The 20,957-nt window shown below is 73.0% G+C and carries 18 protein-coding genes; 9 read left to right on the top strand and 9 right to left on the bottom strand.

Translation table 11 applies throughout. The features are described from left to right. Positions 1-156: 156 nt before the first annotated feature. The 4 genes from PS467_RS25930 to PS467_RS25915 form a co-directional block, all read right to left on the bottom strand. Positions 157-360 (bottom strand): hypothetical protein, encoded by a 204-nt coding sequence (locus PS467_RS25930; RefSeq protein ID WP_311037254.1) that lies wholly within the window; start codon positions 358-360, stop codon positions 157-159. Positions 361-475: 115 nt separating this feature from the next. Further along, positions 476-2,242 carry a VWA domain-containing protein gene (locus tag PS467_RS25925; protein ID WP_311037253.1) on the bottom strand — a complete coding sequence of 589 codons (1,767 nt, stop codon included), beginning with the start codon at positions 2,240-2,242 and terminating at the stop codon, positions 476-478. 4 nt (positions 2,243-2,246) lie between these two features. After that, positions 2,247-3,461 (bottom strand): AAA family ATPase, encoded by a 1,215-nt coding sequence (locus tag PS467_RS25920; RefSeq protein WP_311037252.1) that lies wholly within the window; start codon positions 3,459-3,461, stop codon positions 2,247-2,249. Between the two features lie 150 nt (positions 3,462-3,611). Continuing rightward, positions 3,612-4,319 carry a FadR/GntR family transcriptional regulator gene (locus tag PS467_RS25915; RefSeq protein ID WP_311037251.1) on the bottom strand — a complete coding sequence of 236 codons (708 nt, stop codon included), beginning with the start codon at positions 4,317-4,319 and terminating at the stop codon, positions 3,612-3,614. Positions 4,320-4,616: 297 nt separating this feature from the next. Here PS467_RS25915 and PS467_RS25910 point away from each other — a divergent pair, with 297 nt between their 5' ends. The 6 genes from PS467_RS25910 to PS467_RS25885 all read left to right on the top strand — a co-directional run bounded on the left by PS467_RS25910 (position 4,617) and on the right by PS467_RS25885 (position 12,339). Further along, the gene (locus PS467_RS25910) at positions 4,617-6,296 is read left to right on the top strand and encodes an ABC transporter substrate-binding protein (protein ID WP_311037250.1); all 1,680 of its coding nucleotides are present in this window, start codon (positions 4,617-4,619) and stop codon (positions 6,294-6,296) included. Further along, complete coding sequence (locus PS467_RS25905; RefSeq protein WP_311037249.1) at positions 6,296-7,246, top strand: ABC transporter permease; 951 nt, start codon at positions 6,296-6,298, stop codon at positions 7,244-7,246. The genes PS467_RS25910 and PS467_RS25905 overlap by 1 nt, the downstream gene beginning before the upstream one ends. Positions 7,247-7,466: 220 nt before the next feature. Continuing rightward, the gene (locus tag PS467_RS25900; protein WP_311039958.1) at positions 7,467-8,297 is read left to right on the top strand and encodes an ABC transporter permease; all 831 of its coding nucleotides are present in this window, start codon (positions 7,467-7,469) and stop codon (positions 8,295-8,297) included. Then, positions 8,294-9,397: an ABC transporter ATP-binding protein gene (locus tag PS467_RS25895; protein ID WP_311037248.1), complete on the top strand. Its 1,104-nt coding sequence runs from the start codon at positions 8,294-8,296 to the stop codon at positions 9,395-9,397. Before PS467_RS25900 ends, PS467_RS25895 begins: the two co-directional genes overlap by 4 nt. After that, positions 9,394-10,422: an ABC transporter ATP-binding protein gene (locus PS467_RS25890; RefSeq protein ID WP_311037247.1), complete on the top strand. Its 1,029-nt coding sequence runs from the start codon at positions 9,394-9,396 to the stop codon at positions 10,420-10,422. Before PS467_RS25895 ends, PS467_RS25890 begins: the two co-directional genes overlap by 4 nt. 36 nt (positions 10,423-10,458) lie before the next feature. Next, positions 10,459-12,339, top strand: coding sequence for a gamma-glutamyltransferase family protein (locus PS467_RS25885; RefSeq protein WP_311037246.1), 1,881 nt, complete (start codon positions 10,459-10,461; stop codon positions 12,337-12,339). Between the two features lie 152 nt (positions 12,340-12,491). Here PS467_RS25885 and PS467_RS25880 read toward each other — a convergent pair whose 3' ends face one another. Together PS467_RS25880 and PS467_RS25875 are read right to left on the bottom strand one after the other, a co-directional pair. Further along, positions 12,492-12,854 (bottom strand): DUF1330 domain-containing protein, encoded by a 363-nt coding sequence (locus tag PS467_RS25880; RefSeq protein ID WP_311037245.1) that lies wholly within the window; start codon positions 12,852-12,854, stop codon positions 12,492-12,494. A gap of 165 nt (positions 12,855-13,019) precedes the next feature. Continuing rightward, a complete protein-coding gene (locus PS467_RS25875) occupies positions 13,020-13,532 on the bottom strand; it encodes a hypothetical protein (protein WP_311037244.1) in 513 nt (170 codons plus the stop codon). Positions 13,533-13,637: 105 nt separating this feature from the next. Between PS467_RS25875 and PS467_RS25870 the strand changes: the two genes are divergently transcribed. The 3 genes from PS467_RS25870 to PS467_RS25860 all read left to right on the top strand — a co-directional run bounded on the left by PS467_RS25870 (position 13,638) and on the right by PS467_RS25860 (position 16,359). Beyond that, positions 13,638-15,176 (top strand): helix-turn-helix domain-containing protein, encoded by a 1,539-nt coding sequence (locus PS467_RS25870; RefSeq protein WP_311037243.1) that lies wholly within the window; start codon positions 13,638-13,640, stop codon positions 15,174-15,176. A 470-nt stretch (positions 15,177-15,646) separates the two neighbouring features. After that, complete coding sequence (locus tag PS467_RS25865; protein ID WP_432280632.1) at positions 15,647-16,018, top strand: type II toxin-antitoxin system RelE/ParE family toxin; 372 nt, start codon at positions 15,647-15,649, stop codon at positions 16,016-16,018. Then, the gene (locus PS467_RS25860) at positions 16,015-16,359 is read left to right on the top strand and encodes a helix-turn-helix domain-containing protein (protein ID WP_268974075.1); all 345 of its coding nucleotides are present in this window, start codon (positions 16,015-16,017) and stop codon (positions 16,357-16,359) included. Before PS467_RS25865 ends, PS467_RS25860 begins: the two co-directional genes overlap by 4 nt. A gap of 183 nt (positions 16,360-16,542) precedes the next feature. Here PS467_RS25860 and mfd read toward each other — a convergent pair whose 3' ends face one another. From mfd to PS467_RS25845, 3 genes are all read right to left on the bottom strand, one after another. Then, positions 16,543-20,088, bottom strand: coding sequence for a transcription-repair coupling factor (gene mfd / locus PS467_RS25855; RefSeq protein WP_311037242.1), 3,546 nt, complete (start codon positions 20,086-20,088; stop codon positions 16,543-16,545). A gap of 212 nt (positions 20,089-20,300) precedes the next feature. Beyond that, the gene (locus PS467_RS25850; protein ID WP_311037241.1) at positions 20,301-20,564 is read right to left on the bottom strand and encodes a hypothetical protein; all 264 of its coding nucleotides are present in this window, start codon (positions 20,562-20,564) and stop codon (positions 20,301-20,303) included. Continuing rightward, the gene (locus PS467_RS25845; protein ID WP_311037240.1) at positions 20,557-20,916 is read right to left on the bottom strand and encodes a hypothetical protein; all 360 of its coding nucleotides are present in this window, start codon (positions 20,914-20,916) and stop codon (positions 20,557-20,559) included. Before PS467_RS25845 ends, PS467_RS25850 begins: the two co-directional genes overlap by 8 nt. Positions 20,917-20,957: the final 41 nt, after the last annotated feature.

Genomic DNA, 20,957 nt, shown 5'->3' with positions numbered 1-20,957 from the left:
AAGGCGGAAGGCGGTTGCACCGAAAATCCCCTAGTTTCCGCAGCCGCAGGTGGGCGCCTTATTCGAAGACCACCGTGCAGAAAATCCGTCCATTTACGTAACCGCTTTTTCCGCACCGCTTAACCATTTATTCACCGAGCAGCCGGGGGCCGGCCGTCAGGCCGCCTTGCCCCAGTCGGACCCGTTCCCCGCCGTGGCCTCGGCCCACAGCACCAGCAGTCGCGTGTACTCCTCGGCCCGCCGCTTGTCGGCGGGACGGCTCATGAGGTGGCGGATACGGCGGTTGATCTCGTCCAGGGCGGGAGGCATGTCCAGGGCAGGGGGCATCACACGGCCGTACGGCCGGAAGACGGTGGGCATGGTGTCCACCGTAGGGGGAGGCACTGACACCGCCGGTGCCGCGGGTACTGCGGGCCGGTGCCGCGGGCCGGTGCCGAACTACCGGGCGGCCGCCGGTCAGCGCCCGCCCGGCCGGTCAGATCACGCGGAAGAGGTCGGCGGCGGCGTGGACGTCGGTGAGGTCCTCGATGGAGCGGAGGTTGTCGCACAGGGCCTCCAGGACCGAACCGGCTCCGGCGGCGCGCGGGGCGCCGATGGCCACGCCGAAGACCCGGAAGCCCAGCCGGTGCTTGGCGTCGTTCCAGCCGCGCATCCACTCCTCGGTGACGCCGCACTCGTCGTCGGTGATCATGACGATGTCGCCGCGGGCGCGGGCGGTGTCGTTGAACTCCTCCTCCAGCAGTGCGCCGGCCGCCGTCAGCGGCGCCTGGTAGCTGGTTCCGCCGCCGAGGAATGTCTCCGCGAAGTCGAGGGTCCGGTCGATGCCGGCGGGCCGGTCGGCCGGGAAGCGGAAGACCTGGATCTTATCGGCGGCGGAGAAGAGGATGCCGACGAAGTCACGCCCCGCGTGGCGGGCCTGATCCAGCAGCGCCAGGGCGCACGCCTTGGCCCACGCCTCCCGGGTGACCCCGCCGGGCCCCGCCTCGTACATGGAGTGCGAGGTGTCCACGCACGCGATGACGGCGCCCTGACCGGTGGTCTGCTCCCCCTGGCTGTCGTAGAGCATCAGCTCCCCGGCGGCGTAGCGCGCGGCGAACACCGCGCGCATCGCGGGCAGACCGAGGCTCGCCAGTTCGGAGGGGATGACGCGGGAGAGGTCGTCGCCGAGCGTGACGCCGACCAGTTCCCCGGTGGCGTTCTCCACCTTGCGGGCGCGCTCACCGTCCGCCATCTGCCGGAAGCGGCCGATCAGTTCGGCCCACTGGGCGAGCCGGCCGGTGCGCAGCCGCTCGGCGAGCCGGGCGCGCTGGTCGAACGGCAGCCGCTCCAGCTCACCGGGAGCGACCCCCCACGCCCGCATCAGCGCGGCCTCCTGCCGCACGGCCTCGGCGGCCTTGACCGCCGCGTTCCGCGTGGCGGCACGGATGCCGGGGACCGCCGCCGCGAGGGCGCGGTCGGCGCTTCGGGCGGCCTGCCGCGCGGCGGCCTCCGCGGCCTCGGCGGCCCGGATCGCCCGTTGTACGGCGTCGGCGGCCGGGCGCGGCACGGTGCCGTCCCCGCCGGTCTCGTCGCCCTGGTCGGTCCCGTCCGCCGTGTTGGTCTCGTTGGTCGCGTCGGATTCGTCGGTCTCGTCGGCCGCTTGCTGGAGCGCCTCGGCCACGGCGGTCGCCGCGTCTTCGGCGGCCCGCTGGGCCTGCTGCGCCTGCTCGGCCTGCTCCTGGGCCGTGCGGGAGCGCTCCAGCATCCCGCGCAGCGCGGCGGCCTGGGCGAGTACGGCCATGGCGGCGGCGTAGGGGTCGCCGGCCGTCTCCCGGCGCAGCTCGGCGAACTCCGGTGACTCCACCAGTGCGCTGACGACCTGGTGGTTGAGCAGCCGGGAGGGGGCCATCTCCGCGCGCTCGCGCAACCGGGGGCCGACCTTGTAGGCGGCCCAGAACGCGTCGCTCAGGAGGTCGGTGGTGTGGTCGTAGCACTCGTTCAGCTCCTCGGCCAGCTCGCGCAGCCCGGCCGACTGCTCGTAGGTGTCGCGCCATGCGATCCGGTCGAACCGGTCCGCGACCACGGCCGCGGTGTGCCGCTGGGCAGCGGCGGCGGACAGGCCCAGCCACTTACCGGCCCGGCTCGCCAGCTCGTCGAGGCTGCTCGGCGTCCTGTCCGCGGCCCTGCCGGCCGTGCTGTCAGCCGCCCTGCCGGCCGTGCTGTCAGGACGGCCGGCAGCCGTGCCGTCCGTAGTGCTGTCCATGGTGCTATCCCGCCGGTGTCGAGAGCTGGGCCTGCACCACGCTCGCGTCCACGCCGAGGGCCTCGGTGAGCACGCGGGCGCGGACGGCGCGCTGGCGGCCGGTGACCCGGTCGATAGCGGCGGTGGAGCGGCCGGCCCTGGCCGCCTCCTCGCGCAGCTTCTCCAGCCGCTTCCCCGCCATGGCGAGCTTGTAGTGGGCCTTCTTGATGACCCACTCGCTCAGCGCCTCGCGCGACTGCCCGGCCATGGCGTCGAGCTGGGCCGCCAGCTCCTCGATGTCGTCGGCCAGGTCGAGCGCCTCCTTGGCGTCGGGGTTGACCAGGTGCAGCACCTCGCGCTCGACGGTGGGGCGTTCGGCGGGCGAGTCCCACAGCACATGCGTCAGCACCGACAGGTCGGTCTCGGCGACCGCCGGGCGGCCGTCGAGATACGCGGACGCCTGGAGCAGGCCCACCGCCTGCCGCCAGCGGCGGTCGGAGGCGACGAGTTCCTTGCGGCGCAGGGCGGCCCGCAGCGTGCACACCGCGTCCACGATCACGTCGGGGACGTCCACGGCCGGGACGCCTTCGGTCACGGCGTGCCGCAACGCGGCCAGCTCGACCGTGGTCCGGCTCGGTGCGGCCGGGCGGCTGACGGCGGAGCGGACCAGCGCGGCGAAGTTCGAGGGGTCTTCCAGGTACCCGACCTCGATCCGCACCAGCAGCCGGTCGTAGATCGCGGCCGAATCCTCGCCGCTGGGCAGTTCGTTGCTGGCCGTGATGGCCCCGATCAGGGGGCAGTGGATCGGCCGGCCGCCGTTCTCGGGGTGGTAGATCCGCTCGTTGAGGTAGCCCAGCGTCTCGTTCAACGCCGCCGTGGAGCACTTGAAGATCTCGTCGATGAACGCGACATGCGCGGTCGTGGCGCGGCCGTCGTAGACCTGGCGGTACTCGCCCCGGGCCAGCGCGGCGACGTCGATGGGGCCGAACATCCTCGTCGGCGCCGTGAACTTGGACAGGAGGATCTCCCAGTAGGCCGCCCCCTCGACCCGGCCCGTGAGTTCCCGGGCCATCTCGGACTTCGCCGTCCCGGGCGGGCCGAGCACCAATGAGTGCTGCCCGGCCAGCAGCGTCACCACCAGCGTCCGCACCACGTCGGCCCGCTCGTAGAAGCGGTCCGACAGCTCGTCGCTGATCGCCCGCAGCCGCTTGGCCGTGTCCTGCGCGTCCTGTCCGCCCACATGCAACTCCTCGACTCCGCCGCCCCGTTGGCCTGACCGGACGGCCCCTCCCCACAGAAGCTACGGCCCTCGCCGGGCGGCCGGCGACGCGGCCCCCGCCGTACGGCCCCACACGCTTCCCGCGCCGCCGCGTCCGCCGCCCGGCGCTGGTCATGACCGTGATCGCCGCCGCTGCTCCTCGATCCGGTGCAGCACCGAGTCCAGATGCGCCTCGGAGGCCGCGCGGGCCGCCTCGGGGTCGCGGTCCTCGATCGCCCGCAGGATGGCCTGGTGCTCCTCGATCGTGGCGCGCCGGCGGGCGGCGGACAGCTGGGTGTCGCGCCGCCCCGGCTCGCCGATCTCGTAGACCCGGTCCAGCAGCCGCAGCAGCAGGGGGTTGCGGGTGTACTGGGCGATGGCGCGGTGGAAGGTGCGGTCCAGGTCGGTGAACTCCCGCCGCGTGGGCTCCCGTCGCATCGCGTCCAGAAGGGTGTGCAGCTGGACGATGTCGGCGGGGGTGGCGCGCCGGGCGGCGCGCGCGGTCACCGAGGGCTCGATGCACGCGCGTACCTCCATGACCTGCAACAGCTCCGCCGTGGCGGCGAGTCCGGAGGCCAGGGCGTCACCGTGCGGGGTGGCCCCCGGGTCGAGTACGACGGTGCCGGAGCCGGGTCGCCGGGCGAGCAGTCCGCGTGCGGCGAGCGCGCGCAGCGCCTCGCGGACCGAACCCCGGGAGACGCCGAGGCTCTCCGCGAGCTCCCGCTCCGGGGGGACGCGGGAACCGGGCGGCAGCTCTCCGCTCAGGATCAGCCGCTCCAGGTCGACGGCCAGGGCGTCCGGTCTCGACAGGGTGGAGTGCCGCAGTTGCCGCCAGTCCAATTTCTCGGCCTTCCTCTGTCCTTTTGTCCATTTCCGGCCCGGCCGGTGGTTAAGAGTCTCATATCCGGCGAGCCCTTCCCGAGGCGTCTCCCCGGCCTCTCACCCTCCCTCTCCCGGCCGCCTCCGCGACGGGATTTAACCAGGTGGTGACGGGCGGGCAACCAGAGTCGCCAGACCCGCCCGCTACCGTCTGCTGGCATCAATCTGGTCCTACCAATGGACCAATCGCTGTCCCTGCGCCATCCTGGCCGCACCGCAGCGCGCGCACCACAGTCCCCAGCAGTGAGGCATTCCGCCATGCGCCAAAGAACCAGCGGACCCAGCGACCGGCCCCCACCGCCCTCCCGCCACCGACCACGCCCCGCCGCCCTCACCACCCTCGCCGCCCGGGTGCTGTGTGTGCTCCTCGCCGGCGCCACCGCCGGCTGCGCCTCCCTGGCCTCCCCCACGGCCGAGGTGGGCGCCGACCGGATGGCCGACCCCCGGCCCGTCCGCGACGGCGGAACGCTCACCATCGCCCTGAAATCGGACCCGGACAAGCTCGATCCCACCCTGGCCAGCACAGCCGTGGGCCGGACGGTGTTCGCCGCGATGTGCGAGAAGCTCTACGACGTCGACGCCGAGAACCGGATCGTGCCGCAGCTCGCCGCCGCACCGCCGACGACAAGCGACAAAGGCCGCACCGTGACCATCAGGCTGCGGCGGGGCGTCCGGTTCGCCGACGGCACCCGGATGGACGCGAAGGCGGTCAAGACCTCCCTCGACCGGCACCGGACGCTGACCGGTTCGGTCCGCGCGAGCGAGCTGAAGCCCATCACCTCCGTGAGCGCGGTCGGCGAGGACACGGTACGGCTGCGGCTGAGCAAACCGTACGTCCCGCTGCTCGCGCTGCTCGCCGACCGCTCGGGCATGGTGATGTCCCCGACCGCCCTGCAGCGTTACGGGACCGGCTTCGCGAGCCACCCCACCTGCGTCGGCCCGTTCCGCTACACCGAGCGCGTGGTGGGCGACCGGATCGTGCTGGACAAGGACCCGAACTACTACGACGCCGACGCGGTCCATCTGCGGCGCGTGGTCTACCGCACCATCACCGACGGCAACGTCCGGCTGGCGAACCTCCAGTCCGGCGACATCCAGGTCGGCGACCAGATGGACCCGGTCCAGGTGGGCAGAGCGCTCACCGAACCCGGACTGCAGCTCTTCAACTCCCCCTCGCTGGGCTACTACGGACTGACCCTCAACATCGGCAACACCAAGGGCGCCGGGGCGCCGCCGGGGCGGATCGACACCCCCATCGCGCGGGACGTGCGGGTGCGGGAGGCGTTCGACCTCGCCCTCGACCGCGGCCTCATCAACACCATCGTCTTCCAGGGCCGCTACCGGCCCACCTGCGGCCCGCTCCCCTCCGGCACCCCGTACGCCACCGGGACCCGCTGCCCGGCCCGCGATCCGGCCAAGGCCAGACGGCTGCTCAAGGCCGCCGGGGTGGCCACCCCGGTCCGGGTGCGGCTGCAGATCAGCACCACCCCGGAGGACAACCGGCTGGGCCAGGTCGTCCAGGCCATGGCCAAGGAGGCGGGCTTCGCGGTGAGCCTGGCGCCGACCGAGTTCGCCACCGGCCTGGAGCACTCCCGCGCCGGCGACTTCCAGGCGGCGACGACCAACTGGTCCGGACGGCTCGACCCGGCGGGCAACATCGACGCGTTCACCGGCACCGGTGGCGCCCAGAACTACGGCGGGCTCTCCGACCCCGCCATCGACCGGCTGATCGCCGAGGGCGGCGCCACCGCGAGCGGGGCCGACCGCCGGAAGATCTACGCCCGGCTCGTCGAGCGCATCCGCGCCCGGCACACCGTGCTCTACCTGATCCAGCCCACGAACTACGTGTCCGCGACGAAGGAGGTCGCCGGGCTGAAGGTCTTCGGTGACGGGCTGATCCGCGTGAAGGACGCCGGATACGCGAAGGGAGGGAGCTGATGTCCTATCCGGTCCGCCGCATCGGCGAATCGCTGATCACGCTCTTCCTGGTGAGCGTCGTGGTCTTCGCCGGGGTCCGGGCCCTGCCCGGCGACACCGCCACCGCGCTGGCCGGTGAGGAGCCCACCCCCGAGGCGATCGCCCAGATCCGCGAGAGCTACGGGCTCGACGACAACATCGTGGTGCAGTACCTGCGCTATGTGCGGCACGCCGCCACCGGTGACCTCGGCATCTCCTCCCGCACCGGGCTGCCGGTCCTCGACTCGGTCCTGGAGGCCCTGCCCGTCACCCTCGAACTCTCCGCCCTCGCCCTGCTGCTCGCGGTGGTCGTCGGCGTGGGCGCCGGGGTGGTGGCGGCGGTCCGGCGCGGCCGGCCCGAGGAGTGGCTGGTCAACGCCGTGGCGCTGCTGGGGCTTTCGGTGCCCGCCTTCTGGCTCGGCATCGTGCTGGTGCTCGCCTTCGCCATCGCCGTTCCGGTCTTCGCCGCCTCCGGTTTCGTGCCGTTCGGCGTCGACCCGATGGAGAACCTGCGGCACATGGTGCTCCCGGTGATCGTCCTGGGCTCGGGGCTCGCGGCGGTCGTGATGCGGCAGACGCGCGCGGCCATGCTGGGCTCGCTGTCCGCCGACTACGTCCGCACCGCGCGCGCCAAGGGGCTCTCCCGGCGACAGGTGATCATGGGGCATGCCCTGCGCAACAGCCTGGTCACCGTGGTGACCGTGCTCGGGCTACAGCTGGGGCACCTCATCTCGGGCGCGGTCGTCACCGAGCAGATCTTCGTCCTGCCGGGCTTCGGCAAGCTCACCATCGACGCGGTCTTCTCCCGCGACTACGCGATGGTGCAGGGCGTGGTGCTGTTCACCTCGGCCGCCTACATCCTCGTCAACCTCCTGGTCGACCTCGCCTATTCGGTGATCGACCCCCGTATCCGGCTCGGAGGTGCCCAGTGAATACCCGGCCCGGAGGCGCCCGCGTGAACACCCGGCCCGTGGGTGCCCTCGCGACTACCCGCCCCAGAGGTGCCCCCATGAACACCCGGCTCCGAGACGCCCCCGTGAACACCCGGCCCGGAGGTGCCCCCGTGAACACCCGGCCCGGAGGTGCCCCGTGAGCGCGGCCGCCACCGCCGTCCCCGCCGCCGAGGAGCGGGAGCGGGCCCCGCTCGCCCCGCTGTCCCGGCTCCGCCTGCTGACCCGTAACAAGCTCGCCCTCACCGGGGCCGTGGCCGCCGCCGTCCTGGTGCTGGTCGCGCTGTGCGCACCGCTCATCGCGCCGTACGACCCGGCCGGGCCCGACTTCTCGGCCGCCCTCGGGCCGCCGAGCTGGGCCCACTGGCTCGGCACCGACGACCTGGGCCGCGATCAGCTCTCCCGGGTCGTCTACGGCGTACGGGCCTCGTTGCAGATCGGGCTGCTCGCGGTGGCGCTGGCCTTCGCCGCCGGGGTGCCGCTCGGGCTGATCGCGGGCTACTACGGGCGGTTCGCCGACTCGGTGGTCTCCCGGCTCACCGACACCCTGCTCGCCTTCCCCTTCCTGGTGCTGGCGGTGGGCCTGGCCACCATCCTCGGACCGTCCCTGCTGAACGCCACGATCGCGGTGGGCGTCTCGCAGGTCCCGGCCGTCATCCGGATCACCCGTGCGGAGACGCTGCGGCTCAAGCACCTGGACTATGTGGCGGCGGCGGTCGCCAACGGCGGCGGGGACGGCACCGTGCTGTTCCGCCACATCCTCCCCGGCGCCCTGTCCGCGCTCACCGTCCAGGCCACCGTGGGCATCCCCTCCGCGATCATCGGCGAGGCGCTGCTGAGCTTCCTCGGCCTCGGCATCCAGCCGCCGTCCCCCTCGCTCGGGGTGATGCTCTCCAGCGCCCAGGCGTATATCGCCGCCGCGCCGTGGATGGCGGTCTTCCCCGGCCTGGCGATCATCGCCGCGACGCTCGCGTTCAATCTGCTCGGGGACGGGCTGCGGGACATCCTCGACCCCCAGGGAGACAGCCGATGACCACGTCCACGACGCCCCCTGCCCTGAGCGTGCGGGACCTTTCGGTGGTCTTCCGCAGCCCGACCCGCGTGGTCCACGCCGTGGACGGGCTCTCGTACGACATCGCCGCCGGTGAAGTGCTGGCCGTGGTCGGCGAGTCCGGCTGCGGCAAGTCCGTGACCTCGACCGCCGTCATGGGGCTGCTGCCGCCCACCGCGCGGGTCGGCGGTTCCATCCGGCTGGGCGGACGGGAGCTGGTGGGGGCGGACGAGAAGGAGCTGCGGGACCTCCGGGGCCGGGAGATCGCGATGATCTTCCAGGAGCCGATGACCTCGCTGAACCCGGTCCTCACCATCGGCCGCCAGGTCGGCGAGGTCCTCCGGCGCCATCAGGGGCTCGGCCGCCGGGAGGCGCGCGAGCGGGCCGTGGACCTGCTCGACCTCGTCGGCATCCCCGCCCCCGCCCAGCGGGCCCGCGACTATCCGCACCAGCTCAGCGGCGGTATGCGGCAGCGTGTGATGATCGCCATCGCGATCGCGTGCGACCCCGCCGTGCTCATCGCCGACGAGCCCACCACCGCGCTGGACGTCACCGTGCAGGCGGGCATCCTGGAGGTGCTGCAATCCCTGCGGGAGCGGCTCGGCACGGCCATCGTGCTGATCACCCACGATCTGGGCGTGGTCGCCGACATCGCCGACCGGGTGCTGGTGATGTACGCGGGGCGGGGCGTCGAACAGGCCCCGGTGGACGAACTGTTCACCGCACCCCGCCACCCGTACACCCGTGGGCTGCTCGGCGCCGTGCCGGTCCCCGGCCGACGACGGGCGGCGGACGGGCAGGGACGGGAACGGGGACGGCTCCAGGAGATCCCCGGGCTGGTGCCGAGCCTCACCGAACAGCCCGACCGCTGCACCTTCCAGCCCCGCTGCCCGTACGCCGGTGAGCGGTGCGGCACACAGCGGCCCGCGCTGCGGCCGCTGCGCGAACGGCACGACGCCGCGTGCTGGTATCCGGTTCCGGCCCCGCCCGGCCCACCCGAACAGCCGGGCCGACTTGAGCAGCCCAACCAGCCCGAACAGCCCGACCGGCCCGAGCAGCCCGAACAGGAGGCCGCCTCATGACCGCCGCCGCCGTCGCGTCCGCGGAGGCATCGTCGCGGACCACCGTGCTCGACATCAGCGGCCTCGTCCGCCACTTCACCGGCCCCGCCGGCACCGTCAAGGCGGTCGACGGGGTCAGCCTCAGCATCGGCGGCGGCGAGATCGTCGGCCTGGTCGGGGAGTCCGGCAGCGGCAAGTCCACGGTGGGACGGTGTGCCGTACGGCTGGACCGGCCGACCGCGGGCACCGTGACGATCAACGGCCGCGATGTGACCCGGCTGTCGAAGCGGGCGCTGCGTCCGCTGCGCAAGGACTTCCATCTGGTCTTCCAGGACCCGTCCGCCTCGCTCGACCCCCGGATGACCGTGGGCGCCATCGTCGCCCAGCCGCTGCGGCTGCACCGCCTGGCGTCCGGTGACGCCCTGCGCGACCGGGTCGCGGCGCTGCTGGCCCAGGTGGGGCTGCGGCCCGAACTGGCCCGGCGGCGGCCCCATGAGCTGTCCGGCGGGCAGCGGCAGCGGGTCTCGATCGCCCGCGCGCTGTCCGTGGACCCGCGGCTGCTGGTGGCCGACGAGCCGACGTCGGCGCTGGACGTCTCGGTCCAGGCGTCCGTACTCAACCTGCTGGCGGATCTCCAGCGGGAGCGGCGGTTCGGCTGTCTGTTCATCACCCACGACCTGGCCGCCGTCGAGTACCTCGCCGACCGGATCGCCGTGATGTATCTGGGGCAGCTGGTGGAGCAGGCCCCGGCCGCCGAGCTGTTCGCCGACCCCAAGCATCCGTACACCCAGGCACTGCTGTCCGCGGCCCCGGTGCCGGACCCGGCCGCGCAGCGGTCGCGCGCCCGGATCGTGCTCAGCGGGGAGCTGCCCAGTCCGCTCGATCCGCCCGCGGGCTGCCGCTTCCACACCCGCTGTCCGCTCGCCACCGACCGCTGCCGCACCGAGCCGCCCGCGCTGCGGGAGCTTGCGGGAAGCGGCGGCCGGCAGGTCTCCTGCCATCTGGTGGCGGACGACGGCACCGCCCCGGACGCCTCGGCCCGCTGAGAGCCCATCACCCGCACCCCGTAGGAGATATCTCGGATGTTCACCACCCGGCCCACGCTCCAGGGCACCCATGGCATGGTGTCCTCCACCCACTGGCTGGCCTCGCAGTCCGCCATGGCCGTCCTGGAGGACGGCGGCAACGCCTTCGACGCGGCCGTGGCCGCCGGGTTCGTCCTGCACGTGGTCGAGCCGCATCTGAACGGGCCCGCCGGGGAGGTGCCGATCATCCTCGCCCCGGCGGGCGGCGAACCCACCGTGCTGTGCGGCCAGGGCCCGGCCCCCGCCGGGGCCACCATCGACCACTACACCGCGCTCGGCCTCGACCTCGTCCCGGGCACCGGGCCGCTCGCGGCGGCGGTGCCCGGTGCGTTCGACGCCTGGATGGTGCTGCTGCGCGACCACGGGACGAAACGGCTCGCCGAGGTGCTGCGGTACGCGATCGGCTACGCCGAGCACGGCCATCCCGCGGTCGAGCGGGTCGGCGAGACGGTCGAGACGGTGCGGGAGCTGTTCGAGACCGAGTGGACGACCTCGGCCGAGCTGTATCTGCCGGGCGGGAGGTCCCCCGTCGCCGGGCGGCTGCTCACCAACCCCGCGCTGGCCGCCACCTGGCGGCGGCTGATCGCCGAGGCGGAGGCGGCCGGGCCGGGGCGGGAGGCCCAGATCGAGGCGGCCCGCCGGGTCTGGCGCGAGGGCTTCATCGCCGAGGAACTGGCGGACGCGGCGGCCCGGCCCGCCATGGACTCGTCCGGGCAGCGCCACGCGGGGACGCTCACCGGGGACGATCTGGCGGCCTTCGAGGCCACGTACGAGGCGCCGGTCCGGCACTCCTGGAACGGCTGGACCGTATGCAAGGCCGGGCCCTGGAGCCAGGGGCCGGTGCTGCTCCAGCAACTCGCCCTGCTGCCGGACGGGCTGGGCGCGGACGACCTCGGCACGCCCGACTTCCTGCACACCCTGATCGAGGGCGGCAAGCTCGCCATGGCCGACCGCGAGGCGTGGTACGGGGACGCCGCCGAGGTGCCGCTCGCGGAGCTGCTCTCCCGCCCGTACAACGACGAGCGACGGACGCTGATCGGCGAACGGGCCTCATACGAACTGCGCCCCGGCCACCCCGGGGGCCGTACGCCCCGGCTGAGCAAGCAGGCCCTGGCCGCCGTCGCCCGCGCGGCCTCCGGGGCGAGCGGACCGGCCGCCGGGCCGGGCGGCGGGGAACCGACCGTCGGCGGAGGGGACCTGGGCCTGGGCCTCGGCGGCCCGGCCGCCGCCGACCCGACTGCCGCCGACCCGGCCGTCGACCGGGACGGGGTGACCCGGGGCGACACCTGCCACCTCGACGTGGTGGACCGCTGGGGCAACATGGTCGCGGCCACGCCCAGCGGCGGCTGGCTCCAGTCCAACCCCGTCATCCCCGCGCTGGGCTTCCCCCTCGGCACCCGGCTCCAGATGACCTGGCTGGACCCCGGCCTGCCGAACTCCCTCACCCCCGGCCGCCGCCCCCGCACCACCCTCACCCCGTCGCTCGCCCTGCGCGGCGACACCCCCGTCATGGCCTTCGGCACCCCCGGCGGCGATCAGCAGGACCAGTGGAGCACGCACTTCTTCCTCGCCGTCGCGCTGCGCGCACCGGTGCGCTCCGGGCTGGACCTCCAGGGCGCCATCGACGCCCCCAACTGGCACCAGGAGTCCTTCCCCGGCTCCTTCCACCCCCGGGCGATGACGGCGGGACGGGTGGTCGTGGAGTCCCGCATCGGCGAGGCCACCGTCGCGGAACTGCGCCGCCGCGGCCATGACGTCGTGGTCGGCGACCCCTGGTCGGAAGGCCGCCTGTGCGCGGTGGCCCGCGACCCCGAGACGGGCATCCTGCTGGCCGCCGCGAACCCGCGGGGCGCACAGGGATACGCAGTAGGCCGCTGACCACCCCCGGGCCCGCCCAAGAAGTACGCGCCACCGGGCCCCGCCCCGAGGGGAAGGGGGACGACGCCCGCCCCCGCCCCGGCGCGTGCAGCGTTGGTGGTGGCGGTGCGCGCCGGTCTGGGCTGGCCGGCGCGGGGCTTCGCGGGACGGGGCTAGCCCGCGTATCCGCCGGGGTGGGCGGCCCGGAGCTTGTCGGCGCGCTGCAGCGGGTCGTAGTCGGGGCCGACGCCCTCGACGAGGACCACATCACCTTCGATGTGGTCGGTGCGCAGCCTCAGGATGTCCTGATAGGCGGGCGACTCGTACCAGGCGCGGGCGTCCGCCATCCCGCCCGGGAACTCGACCAGCACCACACCGCCCGGCCACTCCCCCTCGACCACCTCCAGCGTGCCGCCGTGGATGAGGAACCGGCCGTGGAAGGGGTCGAGGGTGGCCTGGATCCGCTCCAGGTACTCGATGACGTCGGGGTGCGGACTGCGGTCGCGCAGATGCGCGAGCCCATAGGCGGCGGGCATGGCTCCTCCAGGCGTTTCCGGGCGGGTTCCAGGCTGATCGGCGGACGAGTCCGGCCGTCTTCGGCGGCGCGTCCCGTGTCTCCCGCGGACATGGATCAGCCTGCCGCGCCCCTGTGGAGACGTCGATTACCCGCGACGTCATGGCCGCCTGGTCCGCATCCGCGTTCAGTCGAGGACGCCCAGGTCCTCCCGCATGAGCCGGCGCATCGCCGTCAGCCGGGGCTCGGCCTCCTTGAGTTCCAGCAGCACGGCCGCCGCCGTCTCCCCGTCGCGCGCCAGGCCGCGGTCGATCCGTTTGGCAGCCGCGTCGATACCGGCGAGGACCGTGTTGAGATCGCGGGACGCGTCCAGCACCCGCTCGGGGACGATCATCTGTGCCTCGGCGTAACGGTCCCGGTAGTCACGGCGAGCCTCCTCGAGCCGGACGCGGTCCTCGTCCGCGTAGACATCGTCGCGGATGCGGTGCAGCGCGTCCTTCAGGAGGGTGTGGAACTGCCGGGAGGCGCGGTTCATCGCGATGTAGGCGGCCCGGCGCTCCTCGAAGCGGCGCCGCCGCTCCTCGGCCTGCGCGTCCTCGGCACGCTGACGTGCCGTCAAGCGCTGCTGGAGGAGGGGCGCGAAGAGAGTACCCAGAACACCGACGATGGCGGTGATCATGGCGGCTATCACGGCGGACACCCGCCCGAGCCTAGCCGTGCCGCTGCCGGTCATGCCCGCTGTCGTCCGCGGGCCGGTCCGAGCCCCCTTCGGAAACCCATGCGATCGGAACTAATGTGCTGTTTCATGCCCTCTTCGCCCTCCGACACGCGTGCCGAGCGCGCCGACGACATCCTCGCCCTCGCCCGGCTGGCCACCCGGCACGGGGCGGTACGGGCCATCCTCGGCTGGCTGACCGGGCGCACCGGGGGTCCGGCCGTGCTGGTCGGGGGCACGGGCCGGGTGCTGGCCGGGCCGGGCGGGGAGCACGACCCCGCGGTGGCGCGGTGCGCCGCCGACGCCGTCGGCGAACTGCACCGGCGCGGGGCGGCGTCCGCCGTGTTGGGCGGGGCCGAGGGGCGGCGCCCCGTGCATCTGATCGCGCTCGACACCGGCCCCAGGACGTATCTCGCGGTCGTCGGGCCGGACGATCCGCACTGCGGGACGCTGCTGGCCGATGCCTCCCGCACCCTCGCCCTGTGCTGGCGGCTGGAGCAGGCGGAACGGGCGCGCCGGCGGATCGAGTCCGCCGAGGGGCACAGCCGGGAGGCGGTGCTGCATCTGCTGATGGTCGGCAGCGTGCCCGCCGCGCAGCGGATCGCCGGGGCGCTGCGGCCGGCGCTGCCCGCGGTGATCCAGGTGTATGTGATCGAGTGTCCGCAGGCCCGGCGGCCCGAGATCACCCAGCGGATCGACCGGGAGGCCGGGGGCGGGGCGTGGATCGTGCCGTGTCCGGTGCGTCCCAACCACATCATCGCGCTCGTACCACCCGAGTCGGACCAAGTACCGCTGGGCCAGGACCTGCTGGACCCGGAACCGCTGGACCCGGAAGCGCTGGACCCGGAACCGCTGGACCGGGCGATCGTCCGGCTGGTGCCCGAGTGCCGGGTCGGGGTGAGCGCGCAGGTGGCGCTGCGAGACACGCCGATCGCCTACGAGCAGGCGATCCACGCGCTGGCGGTGGCCCGTAACGCACCCGGACGCCGCGCGGCCTTCGGCGGCGACGCGGATGTCACCGTGCTGGCGGGCCCGGAGGGGTACCTGTGGGCGAACGAACTGCTGGCGCCCTGTCTGCGGTACGCCCCGGCCCGCCGCGCCGACCCCGGCCCGCAGGAGCTGCTGGGCACGCTCGGCTCATGGCTCAGCTTCGGCGGGGCGGCCAGCCGCCATCTGAAGATCCACCGCAATACGCTCGCCGCCCGCGTCCGCCATCTCGACGAGCTGCTGGGCGTGACGGTCAGCCGCAGCCTGGCCGCGCAGTCGGCCGCCTGGCTCGCGCTGCGGCTGCACACGGCGCCGCAGGCCGCGTCGGCCCGCGCCCTGGCCCCGCCGGGCCCCGCCCCCACGCTGGACGCGGTGCTGGGCACACCCGCCGCCGGGACCTGGGCACGGACCCAGCTGCGCCCCCTGCAACAGGCCGGGCCGACGACCGGCCTGGAGACCGTACGGGCCTGGCTGCGCGCCGACGCCCGGCTACCCGCGGCGGCCGCCGCCCTCGGGATCTCGCTGCCGGGTGCGCGCAAGCGGCTGACCAGGGCGGAGGACGCGCTGGGACGGTCCCTGCTGACCGCGCCGAGCGCGAAGCACGAGCTGTGGCTGGCGATGCGGGCGCTGGGCTCGCTCTAGGGGGGGCGCCAGGAGCCGTACGACCGGGGTGGCGCACCAGCGCCGGACCCGGTGCTGGTGCGCCACCCCGCCGGTCCGCTCACCGCGCCGATGCGCTCACCATTCGCCGCCGTGCCTCACTGTTCACCCCGGCATTCACCGTTCGAAGGGGAACCGCCCGGCGTCCTCACTGTGCACATCGTTCCTCGCCGCCGGTGCCGCGCCCGCCTAGTGTCCTGGAGGAGCCACGACGGGCCGCGCCGAGCCCTCGCTCCCTCTCCCCGAGGGCCGTGTGCGCGCTTCCCCCACCCGCACGGACCACGCTCGGCCCAGCCCCGCCGGGCCCCATGAGCCGGGGTCGGTCCGCGCGCGACGACGGGGGTGTCGCGCGCGGCCTGCCCCTGTCCTCGTTGCGTACGGTCCCACCCGTTCGAGGGAATGACCCCGAAATACAAGCGAGCGCTTTTACAAGCAACTGCTTATACTGGTCCGTGACGTGGTCAATCAACATCCATGACGAGGTGGCCGACTGGTTCCTCGCCCTATGCACCCATGATCCGCATTCGGCCGACTCGGTGGAACAGGCCATCGAGCTGCTGGCGGACATAGGACCGAGCCTCGGTCGCCCCATGGCCGATGTGATTCACGGCAGCTCGATGAAGAACCTCAAGGAGTTACGCCCCGGCTCAGCAGGCCGGACCGAGATCCGCATCCTCTTCGTCTTCGATCCCGAACGGGAATGCATCCTCCTCGTGGCGGGCGACAAGGCGGGAAGTTGGCGGCGCTGGTACGACACGGCTGTCCCGCTCGCCGAGGAGCGCTACCGGCAGTACCTCGACCACAAGGAGAAGGCGGCGGAATGAACGGTTTCACCTCGTGGGACGAGGTCAAGCGGAGGGCCGAGCGCGTCCGCCGCGAGGCGCACCCCGATGTGGAGGAAGCAGAGTGGGCGGCGCGCAAGGAAGCCGCACGTCTTCAGCAGGAGGCCCACCTCCTGGGCCATCACTTGCAGCGGCTGCGGAAGGAGCGCGGTCTCACCCAACAGCAGGCCGCTGCCCAGCTCGGCATCACCCAAGCCCGCGTCTCCCAGCTGGAGCAGGGCAAGACGGTGGATCTCACGGCGATGCGGGCCTATGCGCAAGCCCTGGGGGCCCGGCTGACGCTGGTACTCGAAGTCGACGATCAGCAGATCCGCATCGCCTGAGCGCCCGGCGCCCAGCGCCGCCCGGTTCCCGAGTTGCCACGCGCCGCAGCCCGCGCGGCGCGGGCAGGCCGAGCTGTGTGTCGCGACCCCGCCCGGCGACCGGCCCATGAGCACCGGCGCCGGAGCTCATGAACACCGGCGCCGGGCACACGAGCACCAGCGCCAGGCGTGCCGCGACGGCCGTCACGACCCCAGGATCGTCGTCAGGAACTCCCCGGTCCATGCCAGCAGCTCCCGCCCCACCAGCGGCTTTCCGCCGATCCTGGCGGTGGCCGGGCGGGGTACCAGGACCTGTTTGGTGGCCGGCTTGATCACCGAGCGCTGGTAGAGGCGCTTGAGGCGCAGCTCCTGGGATTCGCGGAGCTCCACCGGGGAGAAGCGGATGTTGGAGCCCTGGAGGGTGATGTCGGTGACGCCGCAGGCGCGGGCCAGCAGGCGCAGACCGGCGACCAGGAGGAGGTTCTCCACCGGTTCGGGGAGCTTGCCGTAGCGGTCGGTGAGCTCCTCGCGGACGGCGCGGATGTCGTCCTCACTGGCGGCGGAGGCGATGGCCCGGTACGCCTGGAGGCGCAGGCGCTCGCCGGGGGCGTAGTCGTGCGGGACGTGCGCGTCGACCGGAAGCTCGATCTTGACCTCCAGCGGCGCCTCCGCGACCTCGCCCTCGCCCGCCTCGATCGCCGCCCGGTAGTCGGCGACCGCCTCGCCGACCATCCGCACGTACAGGTCGAAGCCCACGCCCGCGATGTGGCCGGACTGCTCGCCGCCGAGCAGATTGCCCGCGCCGCGGATCTCCAGGTCCTTCATCGCCACGTACATGCCCGCGCCCATCTCGGTGTGCTGGGCGATGGTGGCCAGCCGCTCATGGGCGGTCTCGGTGAGCGGCTTCTCGGGCGGGTAGAGGAAGTAGGCGTAACCGCGCTCGCGGCCGCGGCCGACCCGGCCGCGCAGCTGGTGCAGCTGGGAAAGGCCGAAGTTGTCGCCGCGCTCGACGATCAGGGTGTTGGCGTTGGAGATGTCGATCCCGGACTCGACGATGGTGGTGGAGACCAGGACGTCGAACTTCTTCTCCCAGAAGTCGACCACGACCTGCTCCAGGGCGCTCTCCGACATCTGGCCGTGGGCGGTGGCGATCCGCGCCTCGGGGACGATCTCGCGCAGCCGGGCGGCCGCCCGGTCGATGGACTCCACCCGGTTGTGGATGTAGAAGACCTGGCCCTCGCGGAGCAGCTCACGCCGGATCGCCGCGCCGATCTGCTTCTGCTCGTACGGGCCGACGAAGGTCAGCACCGGGTGGCGCTCCTCCGGCGGGGTGGTGATCGTGGACATCTCGCGGATGCCGGTGACCGCCATCTCCAGGGTGCGCGGAATGGGCGTGGCGGACATGGTCAGCACGTCCACGTTGGCGCGGAGCTTCTTCAGCTGCTCCTTGTGCTCGACGCCGAAGCGCTGCTCCTCGTCGACGATGACCAGGCCCAGGTCCTTGAACTTGGTTTCGGAGGAGAAGAGCCGGTGGGTGCCGATGACGATGTCGACCGTGCCGTCCTTCAGCCCCTCCAGCACCGCCTTGGCCTCGGTGTCGGTCTGGAAGCGGGAGAGCGCCCGGACGTTGACGGGGAACTGGCCGTACCGCTCGCTGAAGGTGCCGAAGTGCTGCTGCACCAGCAGGGTCGTGGGCACCAGCACCGCGACCTGCTTACCGTCCTGGACCGCCTTGAAGGCGGCGCGGACGGCGATCTCGGTCTTGCCGTAGCCGACGTCGCCGCAGATCAGCCGGTCCATCGGAACCGTCTTCTCCATGTCCTCCTTGACCTCGGCGATGGTGGTGAGCTGGTCGGGCGTCTCCGCGTACGGGAAGGCGTCCTCCAGCTCCCGCTGCCAGGGGGTGTCCGCGCCGAAGGCGTGGCCGGGCGCCGCCATCCGGGCCGAGTAGAGCTTGATCAGGTCGGCGGCGATCTCCTTGACGGCCTTCTTGGCGCGCGCCTTGGTCTTGGTCCAGTCGGCCCCGCCGAGCCGGTGCAGGGTCGGCGCCTCCCCGCCCACGTACTTGGTGATCTGCTCCAGCTGGTCGGTCGGGATGTAGAGCCGGTCGCCGGGCTGGCCGCGCTTGGCCGGGGCGTACTCGACCACCAGATACTCGCGGGTGGCGCCCTGGACGGTGCGCTGCACCATCTCGATATAGCGCCCCACGCCGTGCTGCTCGTGGACGATGAAGTCGCCGGCCTCGAGGGTGAGCGGGTCGATGGTCTTGCGGCGGCGCGCGGGCATCCGCGCCCCGTCCTTGCCCGCGGCCTTCTGCCCGGACAGGTCCGTCTCCGTCAGCACGGCCAGCTTCAGGCCCGGGTCGACGAAGCCGTACTCGATCGAACCGCAGGCCACATGCACCACGGACGGCTTGATCTCGGTGAGGTCGCCGTCCAGCCGGGCCGCGATCCCCTCGCCGCCGAGCACCTCGACGGTGCGGGAGGCGGGGCCGTGGCCCTCGGTCACATAGACGGTGCGCCAGCCGTCGGCGAGCCAGCCCTTGGTGTCGGCCAGCGCCCGCGCGGTGTCGCCGCGGTAGCTCTCGGTGGCGTGCATGCCGAGCTTGACGGTGTCGGCGTCCAGCTCCTCATCCGCCGCGAAGGGGCTCACCGACCACCACATCATGCCCAGCTCACGGGCGTGGTCGCGGACGTCCGCGATGCTCCACAGCGAGGCCGCGCCGACGTCGATCGGGGCCTCGCCGCCCCCGGCGGTGGCCGCCCAGGACGCCTGGAGGAACTCCTGGCTGGTGGCCACCAGGTCCGCCGCCCGGGTGCGCACCCGCTCCGGGTCGGCCACGACCGTCATGCTGCCCGCCGGGAGGACGTCCAGCAGCAACTCCATGTCGTCCACCAGCACGGGGGCCAGGGACTCCATGCCCTCGACCGCGATCCCCTCGGCGATCTTGCCGAGCAGCTCGCCCAGCTCCGGATGGGCCTCGGCCAGGGCCGCGGCCCGCTCCCGCACCTCCTCGGTCAGCAGCAGCTCCCGGCAGGGCGGGGCCCACAGCCCGTGCTCGGCGACCTCCAGGGAACGCTGGTCGGCGACCTTGAAGTAACGGATCTCCTCGACGTCGTCGCCCCAGAACTCGATCCGGAGCGGATGCTCCTCGGTCGGCGGGAAGACGTCCAGGATGCCGCCGCGCACGGCGAACTCGCCGCGCTTCTCGACCAGCTCGACCCGGGCGTACGCGGCGGCCGCGAGCCCGTCCACGACCTCCTCCAGATCGGCGGTCTGCCCGGCCCGCAGACTCACCGGCTCCAGGTCCCCGAGCCCCTTGACCTGCGGCTGAAGCACGGACCGCACGGGCGCGACGACGACCGAGACGGGGCCGGTCGCCGGGTCGTCCGCGCGGGGGTGGGCCAGCCGCCGCAGCACCGCCAGCCGCCGTCCGACGGTGTCCGAACGCGGGGAGAGCCGCTCATGCGGCAGCGTCTCCCACGACGGGTACTCCACCACTGCGTTTTCGAGTCCTGGCGGCATCAGCGACCGCAGCGCGGCCGCCAGGTCCTCCGCCTCCCGGCCGGTGGCGGTCACCGCGAGCACGGGACGGCCCGCGGAGCGGGCCAGCGCGGCGATGGCGAACGGCCGGGCGGCGGGCGGCCCGACCAGATCGACGTGGTGACGATTGCCGTCGGCGGCACCGCGCACCGCCTCGGCGAGCGCGGGGTCCCGTACGACGGCGTCGAGCAGACCGGTGAGGCTCATAAAGGGGTATTCCATCCCGGAGGCGGACAACGCGAACGACCCGACACGTCTCACGGGCCGGGGGTCTTCCAGAGTACGGCCACCCACCGACAGCCCGCGCCGGGCGCGGCCCGCGCCTCCGGCTACCGCGCACCCCCGGTGCGGGAGCAGTCACCGGGCGTCGACCCACGCCCTTCGCATGGCGACCCCACCCCCTGGTCGTGATGCCAGGATCACAGAGGCCAGGGGGTTACCTGGACGATGTACAGGCGTTCCTGCCTCACAACCGTCACATACTGGAACATCCCTCCGGGCAGGACTTCCTCCTGCACGCCGGGCGACTGGCCCTGATAGGTGGTGCCGTCCAGATAGAGAGCCGCCGCCACGCGGACCAGCTCGTCCGCACGGGCTTCGACCTGCGCGACGAAGGAGAGATTCGGCGTCTCGCCGATGACGTGGTGGGCGTCTGGGTTGTACTCCCAGCCCCAATCACCCATGAGCGACCTGCGCGCGTGCGGTCTGCATGATGTCCCGGATCTCATCCATGGCCGCCTGCCACTTCGGATCCTCTTTCTCGAGCGTCTGAGCGGCGTGCTCGGCGGCGTGGAGGCGCCGCGCCACGTCGGGAAACCGTTCGATCTCGATCACCGTGGCCCACTTCAGCTGGAACATGGCGATCGGCCCGAAGCTGTTGGACTGGGTGGCCATCGTGAAGACCGTGTCCCGCTCCGACGTCATCTCCGCCAAGCGGGAGGGTGCGACCTGCGCCAGCGCGGCACGCAGCGCGGGGAAGGTCTTCTCGGGTCTGGGGATCAACGCCCCACCGTCGTGAACCGGCTGCGTGGTCATTCGCCTTCCGCCCTCCTAAAGTGCCTCGCTCACCGTACGGC

The sequence above is a fragment of the Streptomyces luomodiensis genome (assembly GCF_031679605.1).
Classification (GTDB): domain Bacteria; phylum Actinomycetota; class Actinomycetes; order Streptomycetales; family Streptomycetaceae; genus Streptomyces; species Streptomyces luomodiensis.
Note: the sequence above shows the minus strand (reverse complement) of the source record. Positions and strands in the feature narration are given on the sequence as shown.

What these genes read in the sequence shown, in the direction of transcription:
- PS467_RS25910 (WP_311037250.1), top strand. Translation starts at nt 4,617, where the DNA reads ATGCGCCAAAGAACCAGCGGACCCAGCGACCGGCCCCCACCGCCCTCC.
- PS467_RS25885 (WP_311037246.1), top strand. Translation starts at nt 10,459, where the DNA reads ATGTTCACCACCCGGCCCACGCTCCAGGGCACCCATGGCATGGTGTCC.
- PS467_RS25890 (WP_311037247.1), top strand. Translation starts at nt 9,394, where the DNA reads ATGACCGCCGCCGCCGTCGCGTCCGCGGAGGCATCGTCGCGGACCACC.
- PS467_RS25905 (WP_311037249.1), top strand. Translation starts at nt 6,296, where the DNA reads ATGTCCTATCCGGTCCGCCGCATCGGCGAATCGCTGATCACGCTCTTC.
- PS467_RS25895 (WP_311037248.1), top strand. Translation starts at nt 8,294, where the DNA reads ATGACCACGTCCACGACGCCCCCTGCCCTGAGCGTGCGGGACCTTTCG.
- PS467_RS25860 (WP_268974075.1), top strand. Translation starts at nt 16,015, where the DNA reads ATGAACGGTTTCACCTCGTGGGACGAGGTCAAGCGGAGGGCCGAGCGC.
- PS467_RS25845 (WP_311037240.1), bottom strand. Translation starts at nt 20,916, where the DNA reads ATGACCACGCAGCCGGTTCACGACGGTGGGGCGTTGATCCCCAGACCC.
- PS467_RS25880 (WP_311037245.1), bottom strand. Translation starts at nt 12,854, where the DNA reads ATGCCCGCCGCCTATGGGCTCGCGCATCTGCGCGACCGCAGTCCGCAC.
- PS467_RS25925 (WP_311037253.1), bottom strand. Translation starts at nt 2,242, where the DNA reads ATGGACAGCACTACGGACGGCACGGCTGCCGGCCGTCCTGACAGCACG.
- PS467_RS25850 (WP_311037241.1), bottom strand. Translation starts at nt 20,564, where the DNA reads ATGGGTGATTGGGGCTGGGAGTACAACCCAGACGCCCACCACGTCATC.
- PS467_RS25870 (WP_311037243.1), top strand. Translation starts at nt 13,638, where the DNA reads ATGCCCTCTTCGCCCTCCGACACGCGTGCCGAGCGCGCCGACGACATC.
- mfd (WP_311037242.1), bottom strand. Translation starts at nt 20,088, where the DNA reads ATGAGCCTCACCGGTCTGCTCGACGCCGTCGTACGGGACCCCGCGCTC.
- PS467_RS25930 (WP_311037254.1), bottom strand. Translation starts at nt 360, where the DNA reads ATGCCCACCGTCTTCCGGCCGTACGGCCGTGTGATGCCCCCTGCCCTG.